The sequence below is a fragment of the Streptomyces sp. NPDC020681 genome, from assembly GCF_044334895.1.
Taxonomy (GTDB): domain Bacteria; phylum Actinomycetota; class Actinomycetes; order Streptomycetales; family Streptomycetaceae; genus Streptomyces.
This window is the reverse complement of record NZ_JBIRTX010000004.1, coordinates 365623-381133: the sequence shown is the minus strand read 5'-3', so window position 1 is coordinate 381133 and position 15511 is coordinate 365623. Positions and strand designations below refer to the sequence as shown.

General features: G+C 69.6%; 13 protein-coding genes and 1 riboswitch. Of the genes, 3 read left to right on the top strand and 10 right to left on the bottom strand.

Annotated elements, in window-relative coordinates; all coding sequences use genetic code 11:
- Positions 1-3 precede the first annotated feature (3 nt).
- Entirely contained in the window at positions 4-624 is a 621-nt protein-coding gene (locus ACH4YL_RS11870) for a TetR/AcrR family transcriptional regulator (RefSeq protein WP_398507120.1), read from the top strand.
- A 135-nt stretch (positions 625-759) separates the two neighbouring features.
- Positions 760-1638, top strand: a complete 879-nt coding sequence (locus ACH4YL_RS11865; protein ID WP_398507336.1) for a carbohydrate kinase family protein — start codon at positions 760-762, stop codon at positions 1636-1638.
- An 8-nt stretch (positions 1639-1646) separates the two neighbouring features.
- Here ACH4YL_RS11865 and ACH4YL_RS11860 read toward each other — a convergent pair whose 3' ends face one another.
- The 3 genes from ACH4YL_RS11860 to ACH4YL_RS11850 all read right to left on the bottom strand — a co-directional run bounded on the left by ACH4YL_RS11860 (position 1647) and on the right by ACH4YL_RS11850 (position 6264).
- Positions 1647-2438, bottom strand: coding sequence for an SGNH/GDSL hydrolase family protein (locus ACH4YL_RS11860; protein ID WP_398507119.1), 792 nt, complete (start codon positions 2436-2438; stop codon positions 1647-1649).
- A 219-nt stretch (positions 2439-2657) separates the two neighbouring features.
- Positions 2658-3623 (bottom strand): peptidoglycan DD-metalloendopeptidase family protein, encoded by a 966-nt coding sequence (locus ACH4YL_RS11855; RefSeq protein ID WP_398507118.1) that lies wholly within the window; start codon positions 3621-3623, stop codon positions 2658-2660.
- 2 nt (positions 3624-3625) lie between these two features.
- Positions 3626-3782, bottom strand: a riboswitch (cyclic di-AMP (ydaO/yuaA leader).
- A gap of 385 nt (positions 3783-4167) precedes the next feature.
- Positions 4168-6264, bottom strand: a complete 2097-nt coding sequence (locus ACH4YL_RS11850; protein WP_398507117.1) for an alpha-galactosidase — start codon at positions 6262-6264, stop codon at positions 4168-4170.
- Positions 6265-6445: 181 nt separating this feature from the next.
- Between ACH4YL_RS11850 and ACH4YL_RS11845 the strand changes: the two genes are divergently transcribed.
- Positions 6446-7258: a tyrosine-protein phosphatase gene (locus ACH4YL_RS11845; protein WP_398507116.1), complete on the top strand. Its 813-nt coding sequence runs from the start codon at positions 6446-6448 to the stop codon at positions 7256-7258.
- A gap of 19 nt (positions 7259-7277) precedes the next feature.
- Here the strand turns inward: ACH4YL_RS11845 and ACH4YL_RS11840 are convergent, their stop codons facing one another.
- The 7 genes from ACH4YL_RS11840 to shc all read right to left on the bottom strand — a co-directional run bounded on the left by ACH4YL_RS11840 (position 7278) and on the right by shc (position 15398).
- On the bottom strand, positions 7278-7463 hold the full coding sequence (locus ACH4YL_RS11840) for a DUF6126 family protein (RefSeq protein WP_398507115.1): 186 nt from the start codon (positions 7461-7463) through the stop codon (positions 7278-7280).
- Entirely contained in the window at positions 7447-8043 is a 597-nt protein-coding gene (locus tag ACH4YL_RS11835) for a helix-turn-helix domain-containing protein (protein WP_398507114.1), read from the bottom strand. The genes ACH4YL_RS11840 and ACH4YL_RS11835 overlap by 17 nt, the downstream gene beginning before the upstream one ends.
- 88 nt (positions 8044-8131) lie before the next feature.
- Complete coding sequence (locus ACH4YL_RS11830; RefSeq protein ID WP_398507113.1) at positions 8132-9517, bottom strand: aspartate aminotransferase family protein; 1386 nt, start codon at positions 9515-9517, stop codon at positions 8132-8134.
- On the bottom strand, positions 9514-11394 hold the full coding sequence (gene dxs / locus ACH4YL_RS11825) for a 1-deoxy-D-xylulose-5-phosphate synthase (RefSeq protein WP_398507112.1): 1881 nt from the start codon (positions 11392-11394) through the stop codon (positions 9514-9516). The genes ACH4YL_RS11830 and dxs overlap by 4 nt, the downstream gene beginning before the upstream one ends.
- A 325-nt stretch (positions 11395-11719) precedes the next feature.
- A complete protein-coding gene (gene hpnH / locus ACH4YL_RS11820) occupies positions 11720-12742 on the bottom strand; it encodes an adenosyl-hopene transferase HpnH (protein ID WP_398507111.1) in 1023 nt (340 codons plus the stop codon).
- A gap of 5 nt (positions 12743-12747) precedes the next feature.
- Positions 12748-13401, bottom strand: coding sequence for a 1-hydroxy-2-methyl-2-butenyl 4-diphosphate reductase (locus ACH4YL_RS11815; protein ID WP_398507110.1), 654 nt, complete (start codon positions 13399-13401; stop codon positions 12748-12750).
- Complete coding sequence (shc, locus tag ACH4YL_RS11810) at positions 13401-15398, bottom strand: squalene--hopene cyclase (RefSeq protein WP_398507109.1); 1998 nt, start codon at positions 15396-15398, stop codon at positions 13401-13403. The genes ACH4YL_RS11815 and shc overlap by 1 nt, the downstream gene beginning before the upstream one ends.
- Between the last annotated feature and the right edge of the window lie 113 nt (positions 15399-15511).

Sequence of the window (15511 nt, the reverse complement as noted above, 5' to 3'; positions counted from 1 at the left end):
TCCGTGGCTAGAGTCCGGTTGAGCGTGGCGGAGCGGCGCGAAGAGCTGCTCACCGCCGCAGTCGAGCAGATCGAGGAGCACGGCGTGGCGGCCGTGCGGATCGCCGACGTCGCCACGGCTCTCGGCGTGAGCAACGCCCTGGTGCTGTACCACTTCTCGACCAAGGAGAAGCTCGTCGCCGCGGCCTTCACGCACGCCGCGGACGGCGATCTCGCCCATCTGCGCAAGCTGCTCGGCCGCCGCACATCCGCGCTCCGCCGGCTGCGGGCCGCCGTCCGCTGGTACGCGCCGACGGGCACGGCCAAGGGCTGGCGGCTGTGGATCGAGGGCTGGGCGGCCGCGCTGCGCGAACCGGTGCTCCGTGAGGTCGCGCGCGATCTCGACCAGCAGTGGAAGGCCGCGCTGACGGAGGTCATCGCGGAGGGCGCGGCCGACGGCGAGTTCCCGTGCGAGGATCCGGCGGCGGCGGCCTGGCGGCTGACCGCGTTCCTGGACGGCCTCGCCGTGCAGATGACCTCGTACGCCGGCTCGCTCTCGCGCGCCGCGATGCTCCAGTGGACGGACGAGGCGCTCGCTCGCGAACTCGGCCTGGACCGCGAGGCGTTGACCGCAGCCTCACGCTGACCCTCGTGCGCCGGGGCCCCTGCACCCGGCCATGCGTGACCCCCCATACTGGCACCTGTGTCGCACCTGTCGCAGCAGCAGACGGACCCCACGCCCCTTCGGCCCCTCGATTCTCCTGATTCCCCTCTCGATGTGCTGGTCGTCGGCGGCAGCGGCGTGGACACGGTCGTCCGTGTCGACTCGCTGCCCGTCCCGCTCGCCGACTCCTTCGGCGTCGGCCCGATCCACGAATGGCCCGGCCACACGGGCGGCAATGTGGCGCTGGGCTGCCGGGCCCTCGGCCTTGATGTCACACTCCTCGACTACATCGGCGACGACTGGCCCGGCCGCCAGGTCCAGGAGCGACTGGCCGCGGGCGGCGTCGAGTTCGAGCCGCTGATCTCTCCGGCCGGCACCCGCCGCGCGGTCAATCTGGTCGACCCCGCGGGCCGCCGGATGTCGTTCTACGACGGCCGCGACCCCGCCGAGCTGCGGATGCCGCGCGAGTTCTACCTCCCCCAACTGCGGCGGGCCCGCCATGTCCATCTCTCGATCGTGAACTTCGCGCGGTTCCTCTTCGACGACATCGAGGATCTCGGCATCCCGGTCTCCACCGATCTGCACGACTGGGACGGACTGGCCGACCACCACCGGGAGTTCGCGCTCCGCGCGGACCTGGTCTTCCTCAGCGCTGCGGGCGCGCGCGACCGCATAGCGTCGGTGATGCGGGAGATCCTGCGCGACGGACGGGCCCAGGCGGTGGTCGCGACGGCGGGCGCGGGCGGCTCGTATCTCCTCACCCGGGACGGCAGCACAACGCCGCGCCCGATCCCCGCAACGCTGCCGCCCGCACCGGTGGTGGACTCGACCGGCGCGGGCGACGCGTATGTCTGCGGATTTCTGTACGGCCGACTGTCCGGCCGCGACCTGGAGGACAGCGCCAGGCTCGGTGCGCTGGCGGGCGCGTACGCCTGCACGGGCGCGGGCAGCACGGCGCTGATCGGTCCGGAGGAACTACAGACAGCCAGGCCCTGACACCGCCGTCACAGCGGCAGCAGATTGGGACGCTTGGCCTCGACATGGTCGCCGGAGCTCTCGCCCCGCAGCCGCCGGCCGATCCACGGCACCAGGTGCTCGCGTGCCCAGTGGATGTCGTCACGGCGCACCTCGAGCGGTCCGCGCGGCGGCTGCGGCGGCCATGGCTGGTCCGGGTCGGCGGGCACGCCGAGTCCCAGCACCTGCGCGGCGCGCAGCGCGACGCGGGTGTGTCCTTCGGGCGACAGATGGAGTCGGTCGGGGTCCCAGGCCCGCCTGTCCTGGACGGACTTGAGCGACCACAGGTCGAGTACGGGGCAGTCGTAGCGGTCGGCGATGGCCCGTACGTGCGCGGTGTAGGTGGCGACCTTGCCGCGCAGATGGCGCAGCACGGGAACGCCGCGGGTGTCGAATCCGGTGGTCACCATGACGGTGCCGACCGCGCCGGTCAGGTCGGCGACCGCGCGCTCGAAGCGCTCGGCCACGTCGTCGGGGTCGGTTCCGGGGCGGATGATGTCGTTGCCGCCTGCGCAGAACGTCACCAGGTCGGGGGCGAGTTCCTTCGCCCTCGGCACCTGTTCCGAGACGATCTGGTCGAGGAGACGGCCGCGTACGGCGAGATTGGCGTACCTGAAGGAGTGTTCCGGCGTGCGGTCGTCGAGGAGGACCGCGAAGCGGTCGGCCCAGCCGACGTACGTCCCGTCCGGGCCCGGGTCGCCGACGCCCTCGGTGAAACTGTCACCGATCGCCGCGTACGACCCGAATGAGCCACTGTTCTCTGTTCTCGAATCGTCTGCCACAAGTCCTCATCTTTCCCTTACGGATGTGACCTACGCGACCGTAAGGAGGGGTTGACGAGGGGTGACGTTTGCCACCGGTCAAATCTCGTCCAAGGCGGAATAACGCCGAATCCCCTCGCGGCACCGCCGTGGCGCGAGGGGATTCGGGGCTTTCGTCCGGGGTCAGGTCCGGAGTCAGGCGCGGTTCAGGACCCGTTCAGGTCCCGTGCCGGTCCGGCGTCAGAGAGACACGCCGTGCTGGCGCAGGTAGGCCACCGGGTCGATGTCCGAGCCGTAGCCCGGGCTGGTCCGGATCTCGAAGTGCAGGTGCGGGCCCGTGGAGTTGCCGGTGGAGCCGGAGAGGCCGATCTGCTGCCCGCCGCTCACGCTCTGCCCGGAGGAGACCGAGAGGGAGGAGAGGTGGGCGTACTGCGAGTAGGTGCCGTCGCTGTGCTGGATGACCACCTCGTTGCCGTACGCGCCGGCCCAGCCGGCGGAGACGACGGTGCCCGGACCCACGGACTTGATCGTGGTGCCGGAGGCGGCCACGAAGTCGATGCCGGTGTGGTAGCCGCTGGACCACATGGCACCGGCCGTGCGGTAGGCGGTGCTGATGTTGACCGAGTCGAGCGGGGCGGTGAAGCCGTCACTGCTGGCCTGCGGGGCGCTGTTGGCGGTCTTCTCGGCCGCGGGCTTCTCGGCCTTGGGCTGCGCGGCCTTCTCGGAGCCGGAGTCCTTGGACGTGTCGGCCGAGGACTTCTCGCGGCTCTCCTTGCGCGGCTCGGGCTTGGCGTCGGGCTTGGCCTGAGGCTTGGCCTTCGCCTTGGCTCCGAGGGTGAGCTTGAGGCCCGGGTGGATCAGCGAGGGGTCCTCGCCGACGCTCTCCCGGTTGTCCTGGTACAGCTTCTTCCAGCCGCCGCGGACATCGTGCTCGGCGGCGATCTTGGAGAGATAGTCGCCGGCGACGACGCGGTACGTGGTGGGAGCCGCGGCCGGCTTCTTGGCCGCCGGGGCTGCGACCTTGTACGGGGCCGTGGCGGCCACTGCCTTCTCCGGGGCGGCGGCGGGTGCGGCCTTGTCGGCCGCGTGGGCGCCGGCGGCGCTCATGAGCGGGATGGCGATCGCGGCGCTGCCGGTGCCGGCGGCGACGACGGTGCGCGTGAGCGGACTGGTCTTGGGACGGCGATGCTTACCCTTTGCGGGCATGGCGCTTTCCTCTCCGGCGCCTACGAGGTGAGCTGTCGGGTTCGGGCTGGAGATGCCCGGCCGCGCAACTGCGCGACTTGACCCCGAGCCGTCCGGAATTCCGGAATCGGCGTACTACCTGGGTCCCCCGCTCCTGCCACGCGTGGGTGGGTTCGAATTCCGGGCGGCGGCAGGATTAGGCGGTCCGTCCGGATTGCCGTGACGTTAAGCGAGCCGCGCCGAGCGGAACAAGTCACTCCTTTTGCCGATCAACGGCCAGTCGGGAAACCACCGGAGAATTCCGGTCACACTCCGTGAATCAATGATCTTGAGTGTCCGTCTGGCGTGCGGAATTCCGCTTTGTGCGACCGCCACACACCGTCACGAATATGATCCTGCTCACGCGCCATACCCCATCTCCCTTGTAGACGGGGCACGTTATACCGAATCATCCAATTCGGACAGAAGGGCCAGAAGAGTCAATTAGCGGCGATCGCTCTCACTTGCTTCCCAATTCCGGCCAATGACGCAGGAATTTCACCGAGACCGCCAGCTATAGAACCCTTTAGTCCGATATGCGCCGCAGCCGGATGACCGTCGCGTCCAGGTCGCCCTTGAGTCCGGTGTGCAGCCCGTGGTGCAGCAGGACAGAGCCGCGGTGTACGGCTCCGGTGTCCAGGCACTCGTACGCGGCCGCCGGGTCGATGCCGCGCAGCCTCAGCCGCGGCGGCCGCTCGCCGTAGTGCTGCGCCTGCAGCAGCGCGAGCACAACGGTCTCGGCACCGCGCACGTACTGCACGGCGCTGAGTCCGCCGTCCGGCGCGCGCAGCCGGTGCAGCTCGCCGTGCTGCACCAGCGGCCTGATCTTCTTGTAGAGCTCCACCCAGTCGCGCGCCTCCGCCAGCTCCTCATCCGTCCACTCGGTGAGGTCGCCGCCGACGCCGAGCACTCCGGCCATCGCGCTGACAAAGCGGAAGCCGAGCGTGCTGACGCGACTGTTCAGCTGGACATTGGGGCTGTCGGTGACCCATGCGGCCATGACCCGCGCCGGATGGATCTGGGTGAAGCCGTGCTGGATGGCGAGCCGGTCCAGCGGATCGGTGTTGTCCGAGGTCCACACCTGATCGGTCCGGGAGAGGATTCCCAGGTCGATCCGGCCGCCACCGCCGGAGCAGGACTCGAAGGCCACCTGCGGGTGCGCGGCCCGCAGCCGGTCGAGCAGCGCGTACAGCGCGTCCACATGCTCGACCCACAGCTTCTGCGGATACTCCTGGCCTGGCCAGCCCGCGTCCGTGAAGCAGCGGTTGAAGTCCCATTTCACATAGTCGATCGGCGCGCTGCTCAGCAGCCCGTCGAGCTGCTCCCACAGGTAGTCCTGGACGTCCTGGCGGGCGAGGTTGAGCACGAGCTGGTTGCGGAACTCGGTCCTGGCACGGCCGGGGTGGTGCTGCACCCAGTCGGGATGTGCGCGGTAGAGATCGCTGTCGGCGTTGACCATCTCCGGCTCGACCCAGATGCCGAACTGCATGCCGAGTGCGTGCACGTCGTCGGCGAGCGGCTTGAGACCGTTCGGAAAGCGTTCCGGGTTCGGCGTCCAGTCGCCGAGCCCGGCGCGGTCGCTGACGCGCCGGCCGAACCAGGCGTCGTCCACGACGAACAACTCCACACCCATGGCCGCGGCGCGCTGCGCGAGCGCGCGCTGCTGCTCCTCCGAGATGTCGAAGCCGGTGGCCTCCCAGGAGTTGTAGAGCACGGGCCGGTCGGCCGTCGCGTCCGGGACGACATGCGCCAGCTGCCAGGCGTGCCAGGCCCGGCTGGCTCCGCCGAATCCGTCGCGGCTCCACAGCCCGGCGAAGACCGGAGAGGTGTAGGACTGGCCGGGCGCGAGCCGCAGCAGGCCCGAGTCGTCGTATCCGGCGCCGCCGGTGATCTGCACCAGGCCGTCGGGCAGCTGCTGGACGGAGATCCGCCAGGACCCGGACCAGCCGAGCGCGCAGCCGTAGACCTCGCCGTCCTCCTCGGTGGCACCGTCCGCGTCGAGCGCGACCCAGGGCAGATGCTGGTGCCCGGTGTGGCCGCGGCGGCTGCCGATGACCTTCTCGCCGTACGTCAGCTCCGACCGTACGAGCAGTGATTCGGCCGCCCATCGGCCGTGCAGCTGGCTGAGCCGCCAGCCGTCCCGCTGCGGCAGCGTCCAGGCGGCGGCATCCGCGCGCAGCAGTTCAAGATCGGCGCCCTGGCCCTCGTGGGCCACGGTGACCCAGCGCTCGATCACATCGAAGTCGTCACGCATCCGGTGGTGGAGGGTGAGCCCGAGGCCGTGCACGGCGTCGGTGAAGCGCAGCCGCAGTACGTCGCCGTCGACCGCGGCGTCCGCGAACGTCCACTCGGTGCCGCGCACTTCACTCGTTCGGACGGAGAGCGACGGGCGCACGAAGCGGGGTCCGCCCTCGACCGGGTACTCCTCGTGGCCGTCGAGCTGTGACTCGAAGGGCCAGTACGGCGGCGGGCCCTCGGACGCGAGCGCTTCTGCATCGGCCGCCGAGATCCGCGGGCCCCAGTGGAGATGGAGCAGCTCATCGCCGTCGGTGAGATGAAAGGCATAGCTGCTCATCGGTCCGGACAGAACCCACGTACGCCCCTTGCCAACAGTCTCGATCATCCCGACCCCTCAGATACTCACAGGTCCGCACAGGCCCGCACATCATCCGACAGAGACCACTGCCTGTGCAACGCACTTGAGGGGGCCGAACCGAGATGATTGCCCGAGGAACCAATGTCGTATCGTCGACAACACGCCATCGTCGGCGACCGCGCCGACAGCAGTCACCCCAGGAGCCCTTGTGACGCAGCAGCTGCCGCAGGTCCCGTCGACGGAACCCGAGCTGGCCGGGGTGCGAAACTTCCGGGACGTGGGCGGACTGCCGACCGCGGACGGCCGGCAGGTGCGGTACGGACGGCTCTTCCGCAGCGGACATCTGGCACACGCCACCGAGAGCGACGCCTCGTTTCTGGCCACGCTGCGCCTGCACACGATCTTCGACTTCCGCAATGCGGCGGACATGCGGCTGGAGGGCCCGGACGTCGAGCTGCCCGGCGTACGCAATGTGAATCTGCCGCTCACCGACCCGGCCGACGGCGCCGAGTTCTGGACGATGGTCCGCGAGGGCAATATCGAGCAGCTGCGCTCGATCCTCGCCGACGGCAAGGCGGCCGGCCGGATGTCGGCGTCGTACCGGACGATCATCAAGGAGCGCACCGGCGAGCACAGCAGGGTGCTGCACGCGCTGGCCGAGGACAGCGTGCCCGCTCTGATGCACTGCGCGGCCGGCAAGGACCGGGCCGGTCTGTCGATAGCCGTTTCGCTGCTGGCGGTCGGTGTGGAGCGAGACGCCATCGAGGCGGACTACCTCAAGTCCAATGACCCGCACCGGCGTTACAAGGTCAAGCGCAAGGACGACTCACCCTCGTCCATGTCGCCCGAGGTGATGGAGCTGCTGAGCCCGCTGTTCGACGCACGCGCCGACTACCTGCGCGCCGCCTTCGAGACGATCGAGCAGACCTGGGGCAGCACGGACCGCTATCTCACCGAGGGCCTGAAGGTCGGCCCGCAGACGCGGGAGAAGCTGCGCGAGCGTCTGCTCGACGAGGCCTGAGCGGCCGGCGCTCCAACCCTCAGCCCTTGCCGCCCAGCGTGAAGAGCAGATAGAGGAACCCGGCGAACAGATGGCCCGCCACCAGGTAGGCGAAGAGCCGGATCACCAGCCCTCGGGGAAACTTCCCCTCCTCGTTGTGCTCGGAATTCCGCTCGGACGGCTCGGACAGCTTGGACACGGCGGGCCTCTCAGGGGTGTCGGACATGGGCGTGGACGTCGGGGCTCTGCAGCAGAGTGTGTACGAACAGCAGCTCGGCCCCGTCCCGGGTGGCCGCCGCGATGCGGTGCGGCGTGAGCGAGTCGAAGTGCGCGCTGTCGCCGGGATACAGCTCGTGCACCACCTCCCCGAGGCTCAGCCGCACCCGCCCGTCGAGGACATACAGCCACTCCTCGCCGGGATGCACCCGGACCAGATCGCTCTGGGTGCCGTACGGAACGGTCAGCCGCAGCGCCTGCATGGCGCGGCCGGGACTGCCGGCCTGGTGGTAGGTCCAGCCGTCGGCGGCGGCCGCCTCACGGCCGCCGGCCCGGACGACCGGATCGCGCTCGGGCGGCAGCTCCCCGAAAAGCTCGGCGACCGTCGTACCGTAGATCCTGGCCAGACCGAGCAGCATCGGCAGTGACGGCTGCCGGTTGCCGGTCTCCAGCCGGGAGAGATGTGCCGGTGAAAGCCCCGCGCGAGGTGCGGCGGCTTCCAGGGTGAGTCCGCGGCGGCGGCGCAGATCGCGCAGCCGGGGCCCGACGTCGGGCAGCGCGGCGCCGGTTGCTCCGGCAGAAGTGCTCATGCACTCATTGCGCCACCAGTCTGCCTCTGAGGCAAATTTCTTGCCCCAGAGGCAAACCAGAGGCAAACAGAGCCAAGCCAGACAATGATCAGCGGTTGGCCACGGCCTGCTTCACCAGGGTCTTGCCGAAGTCCCACATCAGCCCGCCGCCGGCGTGCGCGTCGTCCATCACCGCCGTGAAGGCGTCGACGAACCGCTCCACCTCCCGCTCCCCGATGGTCAGCGGCGGAATCAGTTTGATCACTTCCAGATGGTCGCCGGAGACCTGTGTGAGGATCCGGTGCTTCTGCAGCAGCGGAACCACCACCATCTGAGCGAAGAGACCCTTGCGGGCCGCCTGCAGCATGGTCCAGCGGCTGCGCAGCCTGATCGAGTCGGGCCTGCCGAACTCGATGCCGATCATCAGCCCGCGTCCGCGCACCTCGTGCAGCAGCTCATAGCGGTCGACGAGCGCGGCAAGACGGGAGCGCAGCAGCTCGCCGGTCACCCGGGCGTTGGCGACGATCTGCTCGTCCTCGATCACCGAGAGGACCGCGAGCCCGGCGGCCATCGCCTGCGCGTTGGAACCGAAGCTCGCGGAGTGCACCAGCACCCGGTCCATCGACGAGTAGACCTTCTTGAAGATCCAGTCCTTGCCGAGGGTCGCGCCGACCGGTACGTATCCGCCGGAGAGCGCCTTCGCCACGCAGACCAGGTCCGGCTCCACGCCTTCCTCGTGCTGGTACGCGTAGAAGTCGCCGGTCCTGCCGAGGCCGGTCTGCACCTCGTCGGCGATCAGGAGCGCCTTGTGCCGGTGCAGCAGCTCCTGCGCGGCCCGCAGGAATCCGGGCGGCGGCGCCAGCACGCCCTTGCCCTGGATGGGCTCCACGACGAAGCCCGCCACGTCGCCGCGCGTCAACTCCCGCTCCAGAGCGGCCAGATCGCCCAGCTCGATCGCCGTGTCGGGCAGCAGCGGCGCGAACCCGTCCCGGAAGCCGGCCTCGCCGTTGACGGAGAGCGAGCCGGTGGTCAGCCCGTGGAAGGCGTGCGTGCAGTACAGAATCCTCGGCCGTCCGGTTGCGTACCGGGCGAACTTCAGCGCGGTCTCCACCGCTTCCGTGCCGCTGTTGCCGAAGAACACCCGGTCCAGATGCGGGCTGTGGGCCAGCAGCTTCTCGGCGAGGAGGCCGGGCAGCGGCTGGCAGTCGAAGCGGGTGAGGTCGGCGAGCGAGGCGTCGAGTACGTCGTGCAGCGCCTTGCGTACGACGGGATGGTGCCGGCCGAGCCCCATCACGCCGAAGCCCGCGAGCATGTCGAGATAGTCGTTGCCCTCGGCGTCCCAGAAGTACGCGCCCTCGGCCCGCTCGTAGACCTTGTCGAAGCCGATGGTGTGCAGCATGCGCGGCAGCTGGTGGTTGAGATGGCGGGTGTGCAGCTCGTAGCGCTCGCCGCCGCGCTCGGCGAGCAGCTTGCCCAGATCGAACTCCGTGCTCATCTGCCGTTCTCCTTGACTGCCAGGGCAGCGCTGATACGTCCCGCGATCTCCACCGGCGTGAGCCCGATGTCGGCAAGCACCTCGCCGCGTTTCGCGTGCGCCAGGAACTGCTCGGGAATGCCGAACGTCCGCAGCGGCACATCCACCCCAGCGTCGCGCAGCGACTGTCCGACGGCCGAACCGACGCCGCCGTTGCGGCTGTTGTCCTCCACCACGGCCACCAGGCGGTGGCTCGCCGCGAGCGGCGCCAGCGCTTCGTCGACGGGCTTGACCCAACGCGGGTCGACGACGGTGCAGCCGATGCCGCGCTCTTCCAGCAGCTCGGCGGTCTGCAGACAGACGGAGGCCAGCGCGCCCACCGACACCAGCAGCACATCGGCGTCCTCGGCCCGGCGCAGTACGTCCATCCCGCCGATCCGGCCGATCGCCTCGACCGGCGCGCCGACCGACTCCTTCGGGAAGCGCAGCACGGTCGGCGCGTCGGCCACGTCGCAGGCCTCGCGCAACTCCTGGCGCAGCCGTTCGGCGTCGCGCGGCGCGGCGATCCGCAGTCCCGGCACGACCTGCAGGATCGACATGTCCCACATGCCGTTGTGCGAGGGTCCGTCGACGCCGGTGACACCGGCCCGGTCCAGTACGAAAGTGACGCCGCACTTGTGCAGCGCGACATCCATCAGCAGTTGGTCGAATGCGCGGTTGAGGAAGGTGGCGTACACGGCGACGACCGGATGCAGCCCGCCCGTGGCGAGCCCGGCCGCGGAGACCGCGGCGTGCTGCTCGGCGATCCCCACGTCCCACACTCGGTCCGGGAAGCGCTCGGCGAACTTCGTCAGGCCGACGGGATGCAGCATGGCCGCGGTGATCGCCACGACGTCCGGCCGCTCGGCCCCGATGTCGGCGATCTCGTCCCCGAACACGGACGTCCAGGACGGCCCGTTGGACGGCGCGAGCGGCTCGCAGGTCAGCGGGTCCATCACGCCGACGGTGTGGAAGCGGTCGGCCTCGTCCTCCAGGGCGGGCTGGTAGCCGCGGCCCTTCTCGGTGAGGCAGTGGACCAGGACCGGCCCGTGGAAGCGTTTCGCGCGGCGCAGCGCGGATTCGACGGCCGCGATGTCGTGCCCGTCGATGGGCCCGACGTACTTGAGTCCGAGGTCCTCGAACATGCCCTGCGGCGCGAACGCGTCCTTGAAACCCTTCTTCGCGCCGTGCAGCGATTCGTACAGCGGCTTGCCAACGACCGGAGTGTGCTGGAGTACGTCCTTGCCCCAGGCCAGGAACCGCTCATAGCCGTCGGTCGTGCGGAGCGTGGCAAGGTGGTTGGCCAGGCCGCCGATGGTCGGGGCGTAGGAGCGCTCGTTGTCGTTGACGACGATGATCAGCGGCCGGTCCTTGGCGGCCGCGATGTTGTTCAGCGCCTCCCAGGCCATCCCGCCGGTGAGCGCGCCGTCGCCGATGACCGCGACGACATGGTCGCTGCTGCCGAGCACCTGGTGCGCCTTGGCGAGGCCGTCGGCCCAGCCGAGCACGGTGGAGGCGTGCGAGTTCTCGATGATGTCGTGCTCGGACTCCTCGCGGGAGGGGTAGCCGGAGAGGCCGCCCTTGCCTCGCAGCTTGGAGAAGTCCTGCCGGCCGGTGAGCAGCTTGTGCACATAGCTCTGGTGCCCGGTGTCCCAGAGAATGCGGTCGACGGGCGAGTCGAAGACCCGGTGCAGGGCGACGGTGAGCTCCACCACCCCCAGGTTGGGGCCCAGATGCCCCCCGGTCCTGGCCACCGCGTGGACCAGGAACTCTCTGATCTCCTCCGCGAGTTCATCGAGTTCGGCGCCGGTGAGCGCCTTCAGATCGTGCGGCCCCCGGATGCTCTCCAGAATCGTCACGGTCGGACCCCCTTCACTTGCTTGCCTCGGCTCACGGTGACGGCGGGCAAGCCCGGAGCCACCCCTGCGTCCTCCATGGATTCGGCGATCTGCGTCGCCCCTGGGGGGTGTCTTTTGGATCTTGCCGGGCTCGCGTGCCCTGGCACGCACATCTGCTGCGTTGTCGTCAGTCGCCGACGCTCCGCGTCGTCTCCTTCCTCCGCCTTGCAGCTGCACGCACCAGACCCCGCTCGCTCATCCGGCCTGATCCAAAAGACACCCCCTGTTGATCTGCACCGTGACGGAACCGTCCGGGCCGGCGGTCGCCGCCGGCCCGGACCTCACGTCACCCGCGGTTTCCGGAGACGGTCTCGCGTGCCGCCCTGATGGACTCCTTGAGCGAGCCCATGGTGGCGAGGACGGCGGTCGGCTCGTACCCGCAGTGCGCCATGCAGTTGGCGCAGCGCGGGTCCTTGCCGCGGCCGTACTTGCTCCAGTCGGTGTCGTCGATGAGCTCCCGGTACGTGGGCACGTATCCGTCGCTCATCAGATAGCAGGGCCGCTGCCAGCCGAAGAGCGAGTAGTTCGGGATCGCCCATGCCGTGCACGGGAAGTCCGCCTTGCCCTCCAGGAAATCGAGGAAGAGCGGCGAGTGGTTGAGACGCCAGCGCCGCCGGTTGCCGCCCGCGAAGGACTTCTTGAACAGCTCGCGGGTCTGCTCGACGCCGAGGAAGTGCTCCTGGTCGGGCGCCTTCTCGTAGGCGTACGCGGGCGAGATCATCATCTCGTCCACCTTCAGGTCGTCATTGAGGTAGTTCAGCACCTCGATCACGGTCTGCGGAGTGTCCGTGTTGAAGAAGGTCGAGTTGGTGGTGACCCGGAAGCCGCGCTTCTTGGCCTCCTTGATCGCCTCCACCGCCTCGTCGAAGACGCCTTCCTTCGCCACCGATTCGTCGTGCCGCTCGCGCAGCCCGTCGATGTGCACGGCGAAGGCGAAGTACCGGGACGGGGTGAAGTCCTCGATCTTCTTACGCAGCAGCATGGCGTTGGTGCACAGGAACACGTACTTCTTCTTGGCCACCAACTGACGCACGATCTCGTCGATCTGAGGATGCATCAGCGGCTCGCCGCCCGCGATGGAGACCATCGGCGCACCGGACTCCAGCACTGCTCCGACCGCCTGGGCGACCGGCATGCGCTGCTTCAGAATCCCAGCCGGGTGCTGGATCTTCCCACAGCCCTCACACTTCAGATTGCAGGCGAAGAGCGGTTCCAGCTCGACGATGAGCGGAAACTTCTCACGCCTGCGTAGCTTCTGTTCAAAGAGGTACGTCCCGACCCTGATGGTCTGACGAAGCGGCATGGCCATCTAGCTCACCTCCTGGGGAGCAGCAAAGAACGGTGCCATTCAAAGAAAGCAGGAAGTACGGCACGAAGAACGCGGAAGGCTGATATTCCCCCGCGGACTGTGCCAATGCGGACGAGTTCATGCTCTGGAGCGTCCACGACCACCCGGACGGCCGCAACCGGACGGGGCCCGGTGCTCCGGGCGCAGCGGAGCGTGGCGGCGGACTCCATGTCCACCGCGATCGCTCCGGTGGCCCGCAGCTCGGCCCGTTCGTGGCCGCGGACGACATGGTCGGATCCGGTCAGCGGACCGGTGTGCACGGTGCGTCCGGGCACGGCCCGGGTCAACGCCTTGACCAGCAGTTCCGTGTCCGTACAGACCGTGGTGCCGCTGGCGTGGCGGGTCACGTCGGCGACCACCAGATCGCCCGGGTGCATGCCGGGCGCGAGGCCCGCGCAGAAGCCCGAGGCGATGACGACCGCGTCCCGCATCGCCCTGTCACTCAGCACTCCCAGCACGGCACGTTCCGCGTGGTGCGGGCCCATGCCCGTGCGGAGCACGGTCAGCGGGCCGGGTGCGCCACTGCGGTCGCCGCTGCGCAGGGCGAGTTTCTCGATGCCGAGCGCACAGGCGATCAGCAGCGGCGCGGCGGAGCCGGACGGCTCCGTGGAACCGGGCATCAGCCCCCCTTGCGGCCGGACATGCGATCGGCGAACGGTTCGCCGTGCACAAAGCGGCCGAGCGCGGTGAGCGGGAAGACCTGACGGTAGAGGTGGTAGTTGATCGAGAAGTCCCAGGGGAAACCGGTGCCGGTGAAGTACGGCTCGTCCCAGGAGCCGTCGGCCCGCTGTGTCTCGGCGAGCCAGGCCACCCCGCGTTCGGCCGCCTTGCTCTCCCGCTCGCCCGCCGAGAGCAGCGCCAGCAGCGCCCAGCCGGTCTGCGACGCGGTGGACTCGCCGTGGCCGATCCAGCTCTCCTCGCGGTACGAGCGCAGATCCTCGCCCCAGCCTCCGTCGTCGTTCTGCACGGATTCGAGCCAGCGGACGGCGCGGCGGACCGCCGGATGCGAGGCGGGCAGGCCGGCCGCGATCAGCGCCGGGACCACCGACCCTGTTCCGTAGACGTAGTTGACGCCCCAGCGCCCGAACCAGGCGCCGTTCGGCTCCTGTTCGGCGAGCAGCCACTCGATGCCGCGCCGGGTGCGCGGGTGGTGTGCCTTGCCCTCGTGCGCCAGCATCTCGACGACATGCGCGGTGACATCCGCCGACGGCGGATCGATGACCTCGCCGAAGTCGCAGAACGGCAGCCGGTTCGGGAAGGTACTGGTGTTGTCGGCGTCGAACGCGGCCCATGCGCCGTTCTTGGACTGCATGCCGAGCGTCCAGCGCCCGGCCCGCGCGATGACCGCGTCGACCTGCTCGGCGTCCGGGTGCTTGACCCGCCGCAGCGCGAGGATGACCTCGGCGGTGTCGTCGATGTCCGGGTAGTTGTCGTTGTGGAACTCGAACGCCCAGCCGCCCGGACCGAGTTCGGGCCTGCGCACCGCCCAGTCGCCGGGCCGCACGATCTCCTCGCCGAGCATCCAGTCGGCGGCCTTGACCAGCGCGGGATGGTCGGCCGGCACACCGGCGTCGGCGAGCGCGATGGTGGCCAGACAGGTGTCCCAGACCGGCGACTGACAGGCCTCGATCATGCGGGCGCCGTCCTCGCGCCAGACGGCGAAGCGGTTCAGCGACTCCAGGCCGGCCCGCATCACCGGGTGCCGCAGGTCGTAGCCGAGCAGATGCAGCGCGATCAGCGAGTACACGGCGGGCGGCTGGATGCCGCCCCAGCAGCCGTCGTTCTCCTGCCGCTCGATGATCCAGCGCGCGGCGGCGTTCATGGCGACGCGGCGCAGCCGGCGCGGGGCCACCTTGTGGTACAGGTGCAGCGCCTTGTCGGCACGCTGGAAGAAACCGTCCCAACTCGCCGCGGGAGCCAGGGCCTTCGGCGGATTGGGCGTACGGGCGTCGGTGTGCAGCTCGTCCAGCGCGAACGGCGCGGGCCGCACCGGCCGCTTCGCCGAGACGACGGTCAGCGGAACGATCGTCTGCCGGGCCCAGCAGCCGAAGTCGTAGATGTTCAGCGGCATCCACTTGGGGAAGAAGATCAGCTCGGGCGGCAGCTCGGGCAGGTCGTCCCACTTCCACCAGCCGAACAGCGCCAGCCAGATCCGCGTGAAGACGCGGCTCGCCGCGATGCCGCCGCGCTGCCGGATCCAGGCGGATGCGCGGGCCATGTGCGGATCGTCCGGCCGGTCACCGGCCAGCCGGAGCGCGACATAGGCCTCGATGGTGGTGGACAGCTCGCCGGGCCCGCCGTAGAAGGTGGCCCAGGTGCCGTCCTCGCGCTGCTCGCCGCGGATGAACAGGGCGGCCGCCTCGGTGGTCCGCGCGTCCTGGATGCCAAGGAACTGACGGAGCAGCAGATCCTCTGCGTCCATCGTCACATTGGTCTCGAGGTCGCCCTTCCACCAGCCTTCGGCGTCCTGCCGGCCGAGCAGATACGCGACGGATCGTTCCGCCGCACGCGCGGCGGCTTCGCGGACATCCCCCGTGGCAATCGATTCGGTTGTTTCACTGGCCGCGGTTGCGTCGGCCCGCACGGGCCCGCTGCTTCCGTCGGTCGTCGCTGTCATGGCTTCCCCTTCGGTGCAGTACGTCTCTGCTGTGCTGGGGTCTCCGTCGGCCGGCGTCCGGTTGCCCGGTCGCCGGCCGGCGACTGCGATTCATATGGTGGACGCGATAGCGA